Origin of the sequence: Empedobacter sp. UBA1574, assembly GCF_002322895.1 — a bacterium.
Classification (GTDB): domain Bacteria; phylum Bacteroidota; class Bacteroidia; order Flavobacteriales; family Weeksellaceae; genus Empedobacter; species Empedobacter falsenii_B.
Genome location: NZ_DCOI01000007.1, coordinates 29,421 through 47,334, shown reverse-complemented (window position 1 = coordinate 47,334; position 17,914 = coordinate 29,421). Strand labels below are relative to the sequence as shown.

General features: G+C 31.6%; 14 protein-coding genes, 1 pseudogene and 2 riboswitches. Of the genes and pseudogenes, 9 read left to right on the top strand and 6 right to left on the bottom strand.

All coding sequences use genetic code 11. The annotated features are described in order from the left end of the window. The first annotated feature begins 314 nt into the window (after nt 1–314). The 7 genes and pseudogenes from B3578_RS01955 to B3578_RS01925 all read left to right on the top strand — a co-directional run bounded on the left by B3578_RS01955 (nt 315) and on the right by B3578_RS01925 (nt 7,901). Nucleotides 315–758: a cytochrome c oxidase assembly factor Coa1 family protein gene (locus tag B3578_RS01955; RefSeq protein ID WP_291046770.1), complete on the top strand. Its 444-nt coding sequence runs from the start codon at nt 315–317 to the stop codon at nt 756–758. 75 nt (nt 759–833) lie between these two features. Beyond that, nucleotides 834–1,017: riboswitch (cobalamin riboswitch) on the top strand. Between the two features lie 99 nt (nt 1,018–1,116). Then, entirely contained in the window at nt 1,117–3,114 is a 1,998-nt protein-coding gene (locus tag B3578_RS01950; protein ID WP_291046769.1) for a TonB-dependent receptor, read from the top strand. Beyond that, on the top strand, nt 3,111–4,247 hold the full coding sequence (locus tag B3578_RS01945) for a YncE family protein (protein ID WP_221856352.1): 1,137 nt from the start codon (nt 3,111–3,113) through the stop codon (nt 4,245–4,247). Before B3578_RS01950 ends, B3578_RS01945 begins: the two co-directional genes overlap by 4 nt. 9 nt (nt 4,248–4,256) lie before the next feature. Further along, nucleotides 4,257–5,396 carry a PKD-like domain-containing protein gene (locus tag B3578_RS01940; RefSeq protein WP_219035417.1) on the top strand — a complete coding sequence of 380 codons (1,140 nt, stop codon included), beginning with the start codon at nt 4,257–4,259 and terminating at the stop codon, nt 5,394–5,396. Between the two features lie 19 nt (nt 5,397–5,415). Next, nucleotides 5,416–6,273 (top strand): DUF4465 domain-containing protein, encoded by an 858-nt coding sequence (locus B3578_RS01935; protein ID WP_219034856.1) that lies wholly within the window; start codon nt 5,416–5,418, stop codon nt 6,271–6,273. A gap of 74 nt (nt 6,274–6,347) precedes the next feature. Continuing rightward, nucleotides 6,348–7,370 (top strand): annotated as a pseudogene (locus tag B3578_RS01930) (DUF5074 domain-containing protein); the annotation flags it as partial. Next, the gene (locus B3578_RS01925; protein WP_349676193.1) at nt 7,368–7,901 is read left to right on the top strand and encodes a T9SS type A sorting domain-containing protein; all 534 of its coding nucleotides are present in this window, start codon (nt 7,368–7,370) and stop codon (nt 7,899–7,901) included. The pseudogene B3578_RS01930 and the gene B3578_RS01925, both read left to right, overlap by 3 nt. Nucleotides 7,902–7,958: 57 nt before the next feature. Here B3578_RS01925 and B3578_RS01920 read toward each other — a convergent pair whose 3' ends face one another. Next, nucleotides 7,959–8,420, bottom strand: a complete 462-nt coding sequence (locus B3578_RS01920; RefSeq protein WP_038336827.1) for an Lrp/AsnC family transcriptional regulator — start codon at nt 8,418–8,420, stop codon at nt 7,959–7,961. A 109-nt stretch (nt 8,421–8,529) separates the two neighbouring features. Beyond that, nucleotides 8,530–8,665: riboswitch (cobalamin riboswitch) on the top strand. Nucleotides 8,666–8,751: 86 nt separating this feature from the next. On the opposite strand from B3578_RS01920, the gene metE reads away from it, so the two are divergent. Further along, entirely contained in the window at nt 8,752–11,073 is a 2,322-nt protein-coding gene (gene metE / locus B3578_RS01915) for a 5-methyltetrahydropteroyltriglutamate--homocysteine S-methyltransferase (RefSeq protein WP_291046757.1), read from the top strand. 85 nt (nt 11,074–11,158) lie between these two features. Here the strand turns inward: metE and B3578_RS01910 are convergent, their stop codons facing one another. The 4 genes from B3578_RS01910 to leuS all read right to left on the bottom strand — a co-directional run bounded on the left by B3578_RS01910 (nt 11,159) and on the right by leuS (nt 16,370). Further along, entirely contained in the window at nt 11,159–12,100 is a 942-nt protein-coding gene (locus B3578_RS01910; protein WP_286495042.1) for a hypothetical protein, read from the bottom strand. A gap of 7 nt (nt 12,101–12,107) precedes the next feature. After that, entirely contained in the window at nt 12,108–12,800 is a 693-nt protein-coding gene (locus B3578_RS01905; protein WP_286495041.1) for a hypothetical protein, read from the bottom strand. A gap of 72 nt (nt 12,801–12,872) precedes the next feature. Next, the gene (locus tag B3578_RS01900) at nt 12,873–13,409 is read right to left on the bottom strand and encodes a GNAT family N-acetyltransferase (protein ID WP_125348865.1); all 537 of its coding nucleotides are present in this window, start codon (nt 13,407–13,409) and stop codon (nt 12,873–12,875) included. Between the two features lie 105 nt (nt 13,410–13,514). After that, the gene (gene leuS / locus B3578_RS01895; protein ID WP_291046754.1) at nt 13,515–16,370 is read right to left on the bottom strand and encodes a leucine--tRNA ligase; all 2,856 of its coding nucleotides are present in this window, start codon (nt 16,368–16,370) and stop codon (nt 13,515–13,517) included. 28 nt (nt 16,371–16,398) lie between these two features. Between leuS and B3578_RS01890 the strand changes: the two genes are divergently transcribed. Further along, nucleotides 16,399–16,887: a hypothetical protein gene (locus B3578_RS01890; protein ID WP_291046752.1), complete on the top strand. Its 489-nt coding sequence runs from the start codon at nt 16,399–16,401 to the stop codon at nt 16,885–16,887. Here the strand turns inward: B3578_RS01890 and B3578_RS01885 are convergent. After that, the gene (locus B3578_RS01885; protein WP_291046750.1) at nt 16,884–17,912 is read right to left on the bottom strand and encodes a sensor histidine kinase; all 1,029 of its coding nucleotides are present in this window, start codon (nt 17,910–17,912) and stop codon (nt 16,884–16,886) included. The two genes, B3578_RS01890 and B3578_RS01885, sit on opposite strands and share 4 nt — an antisense overlap. Nucleotides 17,913–17,914: the final 2 nt, after the last annotated feature.

Sequence of the window (17,914 nt, the reverse complement as noted above, 5' to 3'; positions counted from 1 at the left end):
ACAACTCATAACTCGAAAACACTCCTTTGTAGATTTTTATTGTCAGTCTTAAATCTTATGTCTTATAACTTATTACTCAAAACTCAGAACTTAAAACCCGCGTTAGGGATAGCAGTGGAAATCCTTTTGTAGAAATTGTATTTCCTGTAATCACTTCTAATCTTCTTTTACAAAAGATTGCAACGGATAGCCCGACCGAGCGATTTGCATTAGCTGTGTTTGTATTATTTTGCTTATTCTATGAATAATATAAATGGAAGGCAAAGAGCGAGGGAACGCCCAAATTTATTATCTTTACTCAAAACCTATATATTATGGAAGAAAATCAGTATGATAATCAATTGTTACCAAAGGAAAGTTGGTTTAAACGTAATTGGAAATGGGTTGTGCCTGTTGGCTGTTTGTCGTTTGTGATTTTATTTTTTGGATTGTTAATTGGTGGTGCTTTTTGGGGTTTTAGTAAGATAACTTCGGATAGTGATGTAACGAAACATGCAATTAATATTATTAATCAAAATGTTGAAGTTCAGCAGAAATTGGGTACGGATGTTAAAACGAACGGAGTTTTTACTGGAAATATTTCTATTACAAATGATATTGGTGAAGCTAACATTTCTGTACCTATAAAAGGAACAAAAGGTTCTGGAACTGCAATTATTGTAGGAGAGAAAGAATTTGATAAATGGAATTATGAAAAGATTGCGGTTCAGGTTGATGAAACTGGAGAAGTGATCGAAATAAATAAAGTAAAAGAATAAGCTAACGAATGAGTTAGCTTTTTTTATTTAGCTATTATTGATAAAGATTTAATTGTTTATTCAAAATAATAATTTTACTTTTGATTAACATTTGGTGCGAACTTAACCGTTCGGTAACAGGGAATCAGGTGAAAATCCTGAACAGACCCGCTGCTGTAAGCTCCATATTTTTTAGATACATTATATCCACTGTTTTTAATGGGAAGGATTTCTAAAAAAGGAGTAAGTCAGAAGACCTACCAAAATGATAAATGTTGAATGCTTTCGGGGACTAAAGCGTGAAGTTCAAATTTTGGATAGGTTCGTCCTTTCAATACTTCTTCATATACTCTCGTTAGCAACAATTGATTATTGCTAAATGAGAAATCTAAAAACTATAATTATTTGTTGCAGCTTGATTTTGCTTTCATGTCGCATAGCCTCTGCGCAAATTATTCATGATAGTATTTTAGAGCTTCAGCAAGTTAATATTTTAAAAAATAATGTAAAAGCCGTTGTTCCTGTTCAGGAATTGAAAGGAGCGGAACTAGAGGCTTTAAATAGCCATTCTGTGGCAGATGCTGTTCGTTTTTTTGCAGGAGTGCAAATTAAAGATTACGGTGGAGTTGGAGGTTTAAAAACTATTGATGTTCGTGGGATGGGATCTCAACATGTTGCAGTTTTTTATGATGGAATTCAACTTGGAAATGCGCAGAATGGAATTGTCGATTTAGGAAAATTTTCTTTAGACGATATGGAAATGATTTCTTTATATAATGGTCAAAAAAGTAATATTTTTCAATCAGCGAAAGATTATGCTTCTGCTTCTGCTATTTATCTTCAAACCAAAAAACCTGTTTTTATTGGTGATAAAAAAACGAATGCTACACTTCGTTATAAGTTAGGCTCGATTCAATTAATCAATCCTTCTATTCGTATTGAACAGAAAATTACGGATAGATTATCAGCTGTTTTGAGTGCAGAATATGTTAAAACGAATGGTATATATAAATTCCGTTATCAACGCAAAAATTTGGATGGAACTACTGCATACGATACACTTTTGAAACGTAGAGATGGACAAGTTGATGCAAAACGTTTGGAATTAGGATTGATCGGAAAAGGAAATCAATCGAATTGGAATGTAAAAGGATATTTGTATGATTCGGATCGTGGAATTCCTGCTGCAATTGTGCGTGGTCGATTTGATGGACGTGGACAAACTTTGGTTGATAGAAATTATTTTGTTCAAGGTAAATATGAGAAACGATTCAGAAATTTTCAATCGAAGATAAACGCAAAGTTTGCTTACGATTTCACCCATTATACAGATACAGTTTCGACAGTAAAAATAGAAAATAAGTACACACAACGCGAGTTTTATGTGTCTTGGGCGAATCTTTATTCGATTACAGATAATTGGGATGTGAATGTTGCAACAGATTATCAGTTTAATAATATGGGAGCAGATTTAAAGAATTTTTCTTTTCCTACTCGTCATACAAATCTTGTTGCGTTCGCGTCTACTTATCGTCTTGGACGTTTGAGTTTACAAGGAAGTTTATTTGGAACTTTTGTAAAAGAATCAGTAGAAATGAACACAAGTGCGCCTGATAAAAATATATGGACGCCAACGATTATCGCCAATTATCAACCATTCAAATCTCACGATTTTAATATCAGAGCGTTTTATAAACGTATTTTTAGAATGCCAACGTTCAACGATTTGTACTACACAGACATTGGTTATGCGAATCTTCGACCAGAATATTCTACACAATATAATGTTGGTTTTACTTATTCTAAATCATCTCAAAATTTCTTCAAAAATATTACGATTCAAGCCGATGCTTTTTACAATGAAGTAACTGATAAAATTGTGGCTGCGCCTTCTGGAAGTTTGTTTCGTTTCACTATGCTCAATTTGGATGAAGTCAGAATAAAAGGGTTGGATGTTAAAATTCGATCAACATTTCAATTAGGAGAAATAGAGGTTTCGCCAATGCTTAACTACGGTTTTTTGCAAGCGTTAGATTATTCGAATCCTAAAAAAAGTTACTACAAAAATCAAATTCCATATACACCAAAACATAGTGGCTCTTTTGTTTTAGCGGCTTCTTATAAAACATGGAATTTTAATTACAGTTTTATTTATGTGGGAGAACGTTACAATGTTCATCAAGATAATATTAAAATAAATCGTCTTAATCCTTGGTTTACAAATGATTTAGGGATACATAAAGAGTTTAGGTTGAATCAAAGTCTATTCAAAGTTTCTTTTGAATTAAATAATATTTTGAATCAACAATATGATGTGGTTTTAAATTATCCAATGCCAGGAAGACAATTCAAGCTAATATTAAGCGCAAACTTATGAGAAATTTCAAACAATTATTCGTCTGTTTTTTAACAGCAATTACTTTTTATGCTTGTCAGCAAGATACTTATTTGATCGAGAAAGAGGAAGAAGGTGTAACCGATCCCGAAAAAACAGATGTCGTTGGTTTTTATTTACTAAACGAAGGAAAAATGGGAAGTAATATGGCTACGGTAGATTATATGGATTTTACAACAGGAACCTATAATAGAAATATATATGCAACCGTAAATCCTACTATGGTAAAGGAATTGGGAGATGTTGGGAATGATATCAAAATTTATGGAAATAAGTTATATGCGGTTATCAACGTATCAAATTTTATCGAAGTAATGGATGTAAGAACAGCCAAACATCTGGGAACAATTCCTTTAGAAAATGGTCGTTACATCACGTTTGCAAATGGGAAAGCGTATGCATCTTCGTATGCTGGTCCTGTTACAATCGATCCGAAAGCGCCTTTGGGAAAAGTGGTCGAAATAGATACGATTAATTTATCGGTTACGCGACAAGTGACCGTAGGTTATCAGCCAGAAGAATTAGAAGTTGTTGGGAATAATTTGTATGTAGCAAACTCAGGAGGATATCGAGTTCCTGAATATGATAAAACGATTTCTGTGATTGATTTATCAACGTTTAAAGAAACTAAAAAAATTGATGTTGAAGTAAACCTTCATCGTTTAAAAAAAGATGCAGATGGCGATTTATATGTGACTTCTCGTGGTGATTATTACAACGTTCCATCAAATTTATATGTGTTGGATAGTAAAACGCATCAAATCAAAAAGAAATTTGATATTCCTGTTTCTAACTTTACAATTGTTGATAACAAACTCTATTATTATTCAAACGAATTTAGTTACACAACTTTCGAATACACAAAAACTTATGGTGTAATTGATACCAAAACAGAACAAGTTATCAACAAAACATTGGTCAATGATCCTGTTATTAATGAAATCGAAACGCCTTACGGAATTGCTGTAAATCCTCAAACCAAAGATCTTTTTCTAACCGATGTCGGAAATTATGTTTCGATGGGTTACATCTATTGTTTTGATAAAAATGGTGCTTTTAAATGGAAAACTGCTGCTGGAAATATTCCTGCTCACTTTGCTTTTGTCTATAAATAAAATTTACATATGAAATATTCTAAAATCTTACTAACCGCACTAAGTTTTGCTTTAATACAAAGCTGTAGTGATGATGAAAACATTATCGAGACTAATCCTGATAATGCTACTTTACAAGTATCTTATGATGCAGCACGTTTAAAAATTGTTTCAATTGAACCAACTGTTTCTGGTTTCGAAAATGCAACATATACATGGAAACTTGGCAATGAAATTATTGGTAATGAGAAAACCTTAGGTTTTGTTTCTGATAAAGTTGGTGCTTACGATTTAACATTAGAAATTACTTCAGGAGTAACTTCTAAAACGATAAAAACAAAGGTTAATGTTACACAAGAATTATCTACTTACAGTAAATATATTTCTCAAGTCTTTGATTATTTGCCAGCAGTTGGACAATTCACAAATGCTTTACCATCTTATGTAACAGGAGAAACTCAAGCTGATATGACAGCCAAAGCTGCTAAGGCTTTAGTAGGAGAAAAATCTACAATGATTACACTTGGAGGTTACGGAGGATATGTGGTATTTGGTTTTGACCATACGATTATGAACCAACCAAACAAACGCGATTTTAAAGTTTTAGGAAATGGTTTTGCTGGATCTTCTGAACCTGGAATTGTGATGGTTGCATATGATAAAAATAAAAACGGAAAACCAGATGACGACGAATGGTACGAAATTGCAGGAAGTGAGTACACGAATCCAAATACAATAAAAAATTATAGTATTTCTTATCAAAAACCAACCGAAGAAGATAAAATACCTAATCCTGAATATGTAAAATGGACAGATAATCAAGGAAATTCAGGTTATAAAACTAAAAATTCTTATCATAAACAATCATATTATCCATTGTGGTTTGGTTCGGATCAGTTAAAATTCTCAGGTACACTTTTGGCAAGCAATTATACAGAGAAAAATGGTATTTGGACTGGTAAACAATTGGCTTATGGTTATGTAGACAATGCACCAAATAACAGCGAAGATTCAAATATTGATATTGATTGGGCTGTTGATAAAAATGGAAATCCTGTTAAATTATTAGGAATCGATTTTATCAAAGTTTACACAGCAACAAATCAAGAAGCGGGTTGGTTAGGCGAAATCTCAACAGAAGTTGCAGGTGCTTATGATTTGCATTTATAATATAACAAAACTAAATAAAATGAATTTTAATTTTACAAAGAAATTATTCTTTAATTTCTTATTTGCTACATCATCAATCTTTTTATTGACTTCTTGTAATAATGATGACGACAATACTGAATTAGTAGATCAACAAAAATATGAAACTTTAGATTTATCAAAGTTTGATTTAACAAAAGGAACTGCTACAGCCGGAGGAAAAATTTGGGAAGGTACTTATACAGAAGACGCTGAATTAACTTCAGGTATTTTCAAGTTTAAACATACAGCTTGGCCAGAGTATTTAACATGGATGGGATTCACGGTTTCTAATAGTAATGACAATTCTGATCAAATAGATAAAGAAGGCGGTTGGTTAGATAATCAATGGGGTACAATGGCAAAAGGTGGTGCAGATGGACAAGGAACACCATTTTTAGTCTCTTTCGCTGATCACAAACCATCTGAGAAAGTTTTGAAATATGGAGAAGAAGTTAAGATTGACAGATTTTCGAGTGTAGTAGAAATTACTGATACAGCTAATAAATACAAAGCAAAAAATGTAAAGTTAGCTATTAGTCCGTGGCCATATTATGGGATTTTGAATGGTGATGCATATGCAAGAAAGTTTGTAAAAGGAGATTATTTCGCGATTCATATTTATGGTGTTTCAGCAAATAAACAATTGACTACAGAAAAACCTGTAACTCATTATTTTGTTGATTTTAGAAATGGAATAAATAATATTTCAACAAATTGGCAAGATGTGGATCTTTCTGCTTTAGGAGAAGTTAAATATTTAATGTTCTTTTTAGAAACTACAGATGTAGGAAATTGGGGAGCAAACACAGCATTATACTTTACAATGGATAAATTAAAAGTAGAAAAAATACAATAATCTAACATTCTAAATATTTTTATCCGAGGCTGTCATTTTTGGATGATGGTTTCGGATTTCTAAAAAAACAATACATGAAGAAATTTTTACTTTCGATTTTTACAATAGCTGCAATTCAAACAAGTTTTGCACAAACAAAAGAATATACAAACGGCGTTTTTATTGTGAATGAAGACTGGTTTGGTAAAGCAAATGGGGCAATTAATTTTATCAATGCAAATGATTCGGTTGATTATAATGTTTATAAAACAGTTAATCCTGGAGAAAAATTAGGTGTAACTTCTCAATATGGAACGATATACGGTGATAATTTTTTCATTGTTTCGAAACAAGAAAATCGTTTAGTTGTAGCTGACTCGAATACATTACAGAAAAAAGCCAGCTTCGAAACAATTGGTGGTGATGGAAGAAGTTTTGTAGGGGTTGATGCTAAAACAGGATATGTAGGAACTTCAAGTGGACTTTATTTGTTTGATATCGAAAATATGAAAATTGGTTCGATAATCGATGGAACTTCTAAAGTTGGTCAAGTAGGAAATATGATTCGTACATCTAAATTTGTTTTTGCTGTTTCAAGTACTGGAGGAATTTTAGTTATCGACCCAAAAACACATCAAATAAAACAAACGATTGCTGGAAGTTTTATTTCTGTAGTTCAATCTAAAGATGGAAATGTGTGGGGGGCTTTATCTAAAAAATTAGTCAAAATAAATCCTACTACTTTAGAAACTTCAGAAATTGCTATTCCTACGAAAACAGTTCCAGCTCCTTTTGCTTGGAATGCTGGTACTTTTTGTTCTTCAACACAAGATAATACTATTTATTTTTTATCAGGAATCAATGTTGTGAAATACGATGTAACAAATAATAAATTTGAAGAAAGTTTTATATAGATTCCTGGTCAAGATACAACACCAAAGGAAACATATTATGGAGCAGGTTTAAGAATTGATCCGTTGACAAACGAACTAGTATTAACTACTATTGGTTCAGGTTGGGGAACTAATTCTCAAATTAATTTTGTGCATAGATTTTTTGATAATGGAACTCTTAAAGAGTCGGTGAAATTAAGTGAGTATTATTGGTTTCCTTCAATGCCTGTTTTTCCAGATAATGCGGCACCAATTATCAATGATTTAGAGACAACTTATCAAATTAACACAGCAACAACAATTGATTTGAAAGATAAAGTTTCGGATGTTGATAATTTATCAGCAGCGATTGTAAAAGATTTAGAAATCATTGAAAATGATGATGTAGCTGAAATTTCGATTAATGATAAGGAAGAATTAGTGATTAATCCACTAAAAAATGGAACAGCTAAAATTAAACTTTCTTTCAATTCGAATGGAAAAGTTGTTTCACAAAACATCACAATTTCATCAGCCGTTTTAGGTACAAATGATTTAGCTAAATCTGTTGTAAATGTTTATCCAAATCCTGTTAATAATGTATTGTTTATTGAAACAAATGAAGCTTCAAAAGCCGAAATTTTCGCTATTACAGGAACTAAAATGACAGAGAAAACACTTCAAAAAGGGAAAAATCAATTAGATGTTTCCTCTTTACCAAAAGGTGTTTACATCATAAAAGTTAACAATTCTACTTTCAAGGTAATCAAAAAGTAGTGTGTTATTTATTTGTGGAAAAAAGGTTGAGCATTGCTCAACCTTTTGTTTTTTTTTTTAAATATTGATTCCGTACGTATTTTTTATTTCAGCCATCACAAAAGAGCTGTGCGTACTCCCGATGCTTTCTAAAGCGCCCAATTTATTGAAAACAAAATCTTGATATTGCTTCATATCCAAAACTTGTACTTTTAAGATAAAATCATATTCGCCCGAAATATTATAACATTCCACCACTTCATCAATCAACAAAATATCTTCCACAAGTTTATTCCCAATCGTGCGATCATGTTGTTTTAGCTTAATGCTGCAAAAAACCATAAAGCCTTTGTTCAGCTTTTCTGCATCCAAAACCGCTCTATAATTTTTGATATAACCTTGTTGTTCCAACCTTTTTATACGTTCAAAAACGGGTGAAGGAGATAAATTAACTAAAGCAGCAATTGCTTTTACTGTCAATTTCGAATCTTTTTGTAGAATTCTTAATAATTCTAAATCGGTTTGATCTAATGTTTCCATCCAAATAATATTCTTTTCAACACGATATTTTATCGTTGTTTAAGTGTTTTGTTTTGTAAAAATATTAATAATAAGTTGTATAATCTTATTTTTTCAAGTTTTACAATCGTTTATTTTGTCTTGTTACATTTGTAAAGAAATAAACAACAAATTATTGGGGAATCGTGTGAGAATCACGAGCTGTCGCGCAACTGTAAGTAATGCAAATTACAAGTCAGATTACCAATAGAAACAAAAGATGATACTTTCGCGATTTGAAGTCAGTCTGTCACAATAGGTTTACTATTTATCAACTCGCGTTTGTGTTTTTGAACATTAAAAAACAATCAAAATGCAAACACAAATTTTAGGTTATCCAAGAATTGGCGCTAACCGTGAACTAAAAAAAGCCTGCGAAAACTATTGGGCAGGTAAAATTGAACTACAAGCTTTATTGCAAACAAGCCGTACAATTACCAAACAAAATTGGGCATTGCAACAAGCTGCCGGAATTGATTTAATTCCGTGTAATGACTTTTCTTTTTATGATCAAGTTTTAGATTCTACGTTATCAGTTGGTGCAATTCCAGCGCGTTTCAATACGGTTGCGTTAAATAAAAAGAACACAGAATTAGACTTGTATTTTGCGATGGCAAGAGGTTATCAAAAAGATAATTTAGATATTACAGCGATGGAAATGACAAAATGGTTTGATACCAACTATCATTATATCGTTCCGGAATTTGTAAAAAATCAAGAATTTAAATATTTCTCAAACTCAATTGTAAACGAATTTATCGCTGCAAAAAAAGAAGGTTTTAATCCAAAAACTGTTTTAATTGGACCGATTACGTATTTATTATTAGGAAAAGAAAAAGAAGAGGGATTTGATCGAATTGATTTAATTCAGAATTTATTGCCAGTTTACTTTGAAATTATTCATGATTTAATCAATCATGGAGCAAATACAATTCAGTTCGACGAACCTTTTTTAGCTTTAGATTTAGACGAAAAATCGAAAACAGCTTATCAAGAAGTTTACAAAAAAATAAGAAAAGAATTTCCTCAACTTACAATTCAGGTCGCAACTTATTTTGATGGATTGAAAGATAATACAGCTTTAGCAATCAATTTACCAATTGATATTTTGCATCTTGATTTGGTTCGTGACGAAAATCAAATCGATGAAATATTGAATCTAATTCCTTCTCAATTAAAACTTTCTTTAGGTTTAGTTGATGGTCGAAATATTTGGAAAAATGATTTTCAAAAATCGCTTTCAACCATAGAAAAAGTTGTGAACAAAATTGGAGAAAAACGTGTTATTATTTCAACATCTTGTTCATTATTACATTCGCCTTGTGATTTAGATTTAGAAACAAACGAAAAAAATCTTCCGACAACAATCAAAGATTGGTTTGCATTTGCGAAGCAAAAATTAGAAGAAGTTGCTTTCTTAAAAAATTATTTTTCAAACCCGAATGACGAAAAATTGATTCAACAATATGAAGCGAATCAATTCTCTATTAATAATAGAAAAAATTCTCAATTAATTCATCAAACTCAAGTTAAAGAACGAGTAAATGCAATAAAAGATGAAGATTATAATCGTACAAATAGTTTTGGACAACGAAAAATTGTGCAACAAAATGTATTGAATCTTCCGCCTTTCCCAACGACAACAATCGGATCTTTTCCACAAACACAAGAGGTGAGAAGTTGGCGTGCGAAATATAAAAAAGGAGAATTATCTGCCGAAGAATATGATACTTTATTGAAACAAGAAACCAAGCGTACGATAGAGTGGCAAGAGGAAATTGGCATTGATGTTTTGGTGCATGGTGAATATGAGCGCAACGATATGGTGGAATATTTTGGTGAAAAATTAGCCGGATTTGTCTTCTCTAAAAATGGTTGGGTTCAGAGTTATGGAACGCGTTGTGTAAAACCGCCTATTATTTTTGGTGATGTTTATCGCCCAGTTCCAATGACGGTTTATTGGTCGAAATATGCGCAATCTATCACAGAACAAAAAGTAAAAGGAATGTTGACTGGTCCAGTTACGATTTTGCAATGGTCTTTTGTTCGCGATGATCAACCAAGATCTACGACGTGTAAACAAATTGCATTGGCGATTCGTGATGAAGTTTCAGATTTAGAAAAAGCTGGAATTAAAATTATTCAGATTGATGAACCTGCAATTCGAGAAGGTTTACCATTGAGAAAAGATGAATGGCAAAATTATTTGAAATGGACGGTTGATTCGTTCAAATTAGCTTCAAGTAATGTTGATGATTCTACTCAAATTCATACGCATATGTGTTATTCAGAATTCAACGATATTATTCAAAATATTGCTGATTTAGATGCGGATGTTATTACAATTGAATGTTCGAGAAGTCAAATGGAATTATTAAATGCTTTTTCAGATTTCAATTATCCAAATGATATCGGACCTGGAGTTTATGATATTCATTCGCCTCGAGTTCCGTCGAAAGAAGAAATGGTTGATTTGATAGAGAAAGCGGCAAAAGTTATTCCGGCAGATCAATTATGGGTGAATCCTGATTGTGGACTAAAAACGCGTCATTGGGAAGAAACCGAAAAAGCTTTGATTGAAATGGTTGCGGCGACAAAAGAATTAAGAAAAATATATACGCCAAAAGCGATTTAAGCTTAACATCCTACTTTTATGACTTAAGTAGTGTAGTGTTATTTATTTGTGAAGAAAGGTTGAGCAACGCTCAACCTTTTGTGTTTTAATAATAATTTATCGTTCGTTTTACAACATATTTCAATTCTCCATTAGTTGAAATAGAGGCTTTTATCCAATTATTTTTCGAATCATATTCATACGAAACTTGATAAGAAGTTAAAACTACTTGTCCATTTCGGAAGGATTGTTTTTTAAAGTTGACAATTTCATTTTTCGAATCGAAATCAGCTTGATAGGCTAACGTTTTATTGGCGTGAAATGATTGTAATTTAGAAATATTTCCATTCTCAAAAAACATTATTTTGCTCGAATTTCCAGCAATTTCTTCCTGAAAAATAGGCGTTTCTTTATCATAAATATAATACGATTTTCGTCCTTTTTTTCCATCAAAAGAAGTTATTTCATCCAAAACCAATAAACCATTTTTGTTATACGTCAAATTATTTTCACTAATCGTAGAACCTTCCACTTTTGTTGTGATTTTATCCAACTTATTCGAATAATTAAAAATCGTTTCATAATTAGATTTTGACGATTTCCCTTCGATTTTTTCTGTCAAGTTTATCAACTGATTTTTATTGTCATAAACGAAGTTTTTGTCCGAAGCAACTCGTTTTGGATCTTCACCATTGTTAATAACTGTATTCGTTTGTTTATCAATTAAATTTGAGTTATTGTAGTCGTAATTAACATAGTTATAAACAGCTAATTTTCCTTGATAATCCAAATAATTTGTTCGTTTTGTTAACAAACCTTTTGAATTAAATTCTAACGAAATTTGATTGTAAAATTCATTTTCTAAAAAAGGTAAAGTTGTGGTGTTTCCTTTTGCATTTGTTGCGTTTGAAGTCACTTTTTCAACCTTTCCTTTTAGATTAAAGTCAGCTAAAGTTGTTTTAACTTCATAATCATTCGTTGAAATTTTTTGTGCAAAATTAACTTGTGAGACAGCCAAACAAATTGTCGTTAAAATTATTTTTTTCATGTTTTGTTTAAAATTGATAACCGATTTTAAAGTTAAGATTTAAATTGAAATCTGTAGAAGAACCTTCTTTTTTATAATGATTTTCTAAACCGCTCATAAAATAATCAAAAATTCGAGTATCAACACTTTCTAAATTTGTAATATTCGAATATTTTACATTTCTATTTTTTACACCTAAACCAACTTTTGGCATTAGTATAAGACCTTTGTGCAACTGTATAAAAACATTATAATTAAGATTTATTCCATATTTTTCTCGCTTGTAATCGGCAGTATCATAAGAATATAAATAAGAAAAATTTTGATCATCTTTTCGATAAAATTCTCCATTTTCAAGATGATCAGTGTGATGAATATAGAAAAATTCAGAAGAAATAAGATGTTTTACTCGTTTGTTTTCGCTTAGATTGATAAAAAATTCTGGTCGAATCTCAAAAAGTTGATAATCTTCGTTGATTTTATATTTTGGTTTGTGACTAAGAGGAATGCTATGATAACTTCCGTAGCCGATTTCAGAGCCAATCCAATAACGTTCGTTGAGTTTATAAATGTATCCAAACGTCCATCTTGGAGGTGATAATGCTGCTGAAAGAACGCTAAAAGTGATGACATTTTTGCGCTCATCGCTTGATTTTTCTTGTGCTGAAATGAATTGTCCAAAACCAATAACGAACAAAAAAAGTAAAAAATTCTTTTTCATATAAATAGTATTTAAAAGAAAGAGAATCAATTGCTTAAAAGGTTGCGTGAACCAAGATTATTTTGAAGTTAATTATTTCTTCAATTCATACCAAAAGCAATCCAAATCCCACATGTCAAGATGAAAAGTTTCAGTGACTTCAAATCCCATTTTTTCTAACACATTTCGAGAAGCTTTATTATCAACATGCGTTATTGCGTTTAGTTTAATATGTGACATATTTTTTCTGTAAAAGTCCATGCAAGCTTCGGCAGCTTCAGTTGCATAACCTTTTCCCCAAGTTTCTTTTCTGTAACGATATCCGATATCAATAAAATCGAATTTATTATTCATCGATTCGCTTTCTATAATATATTTAAAACCAGTCCAACCAATCATTTTACCTGTTTCTTTTTCAACAACAGCAAGACGACCATGTCCAAGTTCTTCATATTGTTTTTGGATATCTTCAATAATTTCTTTTGTTTCTTCAATGGTTTGAATAGGTTCTGCTTTTAGAAATTCATGAACTTCTGGTTGTGAATCCATTTCAAAAAAATCTTGTAAATCATCAATCGTAATAGGTCTGATGATTAACCGTTCTGTTTCGAGTGTTGGTAAATATTTCATTGAGTTATAGTTTTGATTAAAGATAGTATAAAATATAAAATCCTCGCAATTGCGAGGATTTTATCTATATTCTCAATACTAAAATCTAGTATCTAAAATCTTTTTTTATCCAACGATATTAATGATTTTTCCAGGAACAATAATAATGTTTTTCGGAGTACGATCACCCAATTGTTTGATTGTACGTTCGTCGTTCATTACAATTTCTTGAATTTCTTCTTTCGATAACGACAAAGGTAATTCTAACAAAAATTTCATTTTACCATTGAATGAAACTGGATATTCTTTAGCATCTGCAATCAACCATTTTTCTTCGAAAACAGGGAAATCTGCATGTGCAATTGACGTTTCATGTCCTAATTTTGACCACAATTCTTCTGCAATATGCGGTGCATAAGGAGAAATAATAATAGCCAAAGGCTCTAAAATTGCACGTTTAGTTGTTTTTAATTTTCCTAATTCGTTTGCAGCAATCATAAAAGTAGAAACCGATGTATTAAAAGAGAAATTGTTTACATCTTCGTCCACTTTTTTGATGGTTTGATGCAACACTTTCATTTCTTCTTTTGTTGGTTCATCTTCCGAAACAAAAAATGTTTCTTCTGTTCCTGAATGATATAATCTCCAGAATTTTTTCAAGAATGAATAAACTCCAGATAAACCTTGTGTATTCCATGGTTTAGACTGTTCAACAGGACCTAAAAACATTTCGTATAAACGTAAAGAATCTGCTCCATATTGATTACAAATATCATCAGGATTTAAGACATTGTAGTAAGATTTTGACATCTTTTCAACCTCACGTCCTGTGATGTATTTCCCATCTTCTAAGATAAATTCTGCATTAGCAAAATCTTCTCTCCAAGTTTTGAATTTTTCTGTATCTAATTCGTCGCCTCCATCTTTTAACAACTTAACATCAATACGGATTGGTGTTGTTTCATGTTGATCTTTCAAAGATTTAGAAACAAAAGTATTTGTTCCATTAATTCTATATGCATAAGCGGTCATTCCCAAAATCATTCCTTGGTTGATAAGTTTTTTTGCATACTCATCCGTTGGAACTAAACCTTTATCGAATAAGAATTTTTGCCAAAAACGAGAATATAATAAGTGACCAGTAGCATGCTCAGATCCACCCATGTATAAATCTACATTTTGCCAATAATCAACAGCCTCTTTAGATACAAAATCGTTGTCGTTTTTTGCATCCATATAACGTAACCAATACCAAGAAGAACCTGCCCAACCTGGCATTGTATTTAGTTCTATTGGGAAAATAGTTTCGTTATTGATTAAAGTATTATCTACAACTTGATTAGTTGTTGTATCAAAAGCCCATTTTGTTGCACGCCCTAATGGTGGCTCACCTTCAGATGTTGGTAAATATTCGTCCACTTCAGGTAAAATAATTGGTAAAGCTTCTGTAGGAATTGTGTAAGGCATCCCGTCCTTGAAGTAAACAGGAACCGGTTCTCCCCAATATCTTTGACGAGAGAAAACAGCTTCGCGTAAACGGAAGTTTGTTTTTCCTTGTCCAAAACTTTTTTCTTCTAAAGCTTCAATCGCTTTTGCAACCGCTTGTTTATAATCTAATCCGTTTAAGAAATCAGAATCTTGTAATTCGAATCCACCTTTTTCTGTAAAAGCAGCTTCAGAAATATCTTGATTTTTGAAAATATTAATAATTGGTAAATTGAAATGATTTGCAAAAGCAAAATCACGTTCATCACCAGCAGGAACAGCCATTACAGCTCCAGTTCCATAAGAAGCCAATACGTAATCACCAATCCAAATCGGAATTTGTTTTCCTGTAAATGGATGAATGGCGTAAGCCCCGGTAAATTCTCCTGTAATATTTTTAGCATCCGCTAAACGATCACGTTCAGAACGTTTTGAAGTATAATCGACATAAGCATCAACTTTTGCTTTGTTTTCTGCTGTTGTAATTTGAGAAACTAAAGGATGCTCTGGCGCTAATGTTACATAAGAAACACCAAAAACAGTATCAGGACGAGTAGTGAAAACTTCAATTTTTTCATCGTTTCCTACAACATCAAAAAAGATTGATGCACCTTGAGATTTACCAATCCAATTTTTTTGAGATTCTTTGATCGGATCTGGCCAATCTAATTTATCTAAACCAGTTAACAAACGATCAGCGTAAGCCGTGATACGCATCATCCATTGTGTCATTTTTTTGCGCACAACAGGGAATCCTCCACGTTCAGATAATCCGTTAATTACTTCGTCATTCGCTAAAACAGTTCCTAAATCTGGACACCAGTTTACTTCTGCTTCTGCTAAGAAAGTTAAACGATATTTTAATAAAATTGTTTGTTGTTCTTTTTCAGAATAGGCATTCCATTGATCTGCGGTAAAGATTTCGATATCATCATCTGCCACAGCATTTACACTTGCATTACCCTCAGTTTTGAATGTTTCAACTAATTTTGAAATGGATTCAGCTTTATCGGTTGAATTATCATAATATGAATCAAATAATTGATTGAAAATCCATTGTGTCCATTTATAATATTCAGGTTCTGAAGTTCTGATTTCACGATCCCAATCGTATCCCAAACCAATTTTTTTCATTTGGTTCTCGTAACCAGCAATCACATTTCCTTGTTTATCAACACCACCTTCGATATTCGTTGTTGTTGTAATCGCAGGATGTTGACCAGTTTGAATCGCATATTGTTCCGCAGGCAAACCAAAAGAATCGTAACCCATTGGGTGTAAAACGTTGAAACCCTTTAATTTTTTGTATCGAGAATAAATATCAGACGCAATGTATCCAAGTGGATGACCTACGTGTAATCCTGCTCCAGAAGGGTAAGGAAACATGTCTAATACGTAAAATTTAGGTTTTTCTGATTGATTTTCAGCTTTGAACGTCTTGTCTTCAATCCAAAATTTTTGCCATTTTGGTTCGATTTCATTCGGATTATATTGCATTATTGGAAGTTATATTAAAATTAAATTTATGCAAATTTACATTTTTTATGTATCTTTTAGAATAGAATGGCGATATTTGTACATTAACAATCAACAACTAAACCTAATCCATGAAAAAAGAATTGATATTATATTGGTATCCTTATTTTTTTTTACTGTCCTTATTTTTTCTGTTCGTCATATTGTAAATACGACACGTATTTTTGTGGGGTACGATGATGGTTTTAATCCTATTAATATCAAATGGAATTTTGATAAAAAGGATTCAACACTTCGTGTCAAAGATCCTATTTATGTCAGAAGTGATTATTATTTGATTGATTATAAAGACAAAGCATTCTTAAAAAAAGATACTGTTCTTTATGCAGAACTTTTTGAGGATTCATTGGCTGTAAAAGGAAATGTATTGAATTTGAAACCTCCTTATTTTTTGTGGAAAGAGACTAAAAACGACACGTTGAAAGTTTTTAAACACAACATTACCTTGAAATTTACTAAGAAGCAAGAACAATATTAAGCCTTCTGTAAATAGAACGAAAAAGTAGAACCTTTTCCTATTTTACTTGTCACATAAATTTTCTGTTTATGGGCTTCTAAAATATGTTTTACAATTGCCAAACCTAATCCAGACCCGCCATTATTACGATTTCGAGATTTATCAATTCGGTAAAAACGCTCAAAAATTCGGTCAATGTCTTCCTGTTTTATCCCAACTCCTTGATCTTTTATTGAGATTTGAATTTTATCATCATATTCTTCAAAATCGATGTTAATTTCTGTATTTGGATTAGAATAATTGATGGCATTTACAATCAAATTGATTAAAACCTGTTGAATTTTCTGAATATCACCTACAACTTTTATCGGTTGATGAATAGGGTAATTTAGAGAAATTTTGATGTTATTTTTTTCAGCTTTAATTTCTAATAAATCAATCACATCTTGTACAAGTGCCGTCAAGTTGAAAACTGAAAATTCGATATTGATTCGTCCACGTTCAAGTTCTGCAATCATGTCCAAATCTTTGACTAAATAAATCAATCGATCAACCGATTTATTGATTCGGTTTAAGTATTTATCGCGAATAGATTCATCTTCAACTCCACCTTCTATCAGCGTTAACAAATAACCTTGTACCGAAAAAAGGGGCGTTTTTAATTCATGCGAAATATTTCCAAGAAAATCTCTTCTGTAATTTTCTCTCTCATTCAAAACATCAATTTCTTTGGATTGATCTTCTGTAATTGTAGAAATTTTTTGAGAAAGTTCTTCAAAATCCATTGTGCTGGATTGAAATTGTGGAATATTTTTCGAGATTTCAGTAAAATCTTTTCTTCGTTGATTTTTTAAAGAAAACCAATAAAATATTGATAATCCAATCAATAAAAGAAGCATTAAACTAATGAAAAATAGTTTTTCTTGGAGAATAAAATCAATATTTCCAAACCATAAAAAAGAGAACAAAACAAATCCTAAAGCCAAGAATAATGTACTGAGAAAGGCAAATAGAAAGATGTTTTGAACTTTGAAAGTTGAAGCCATTA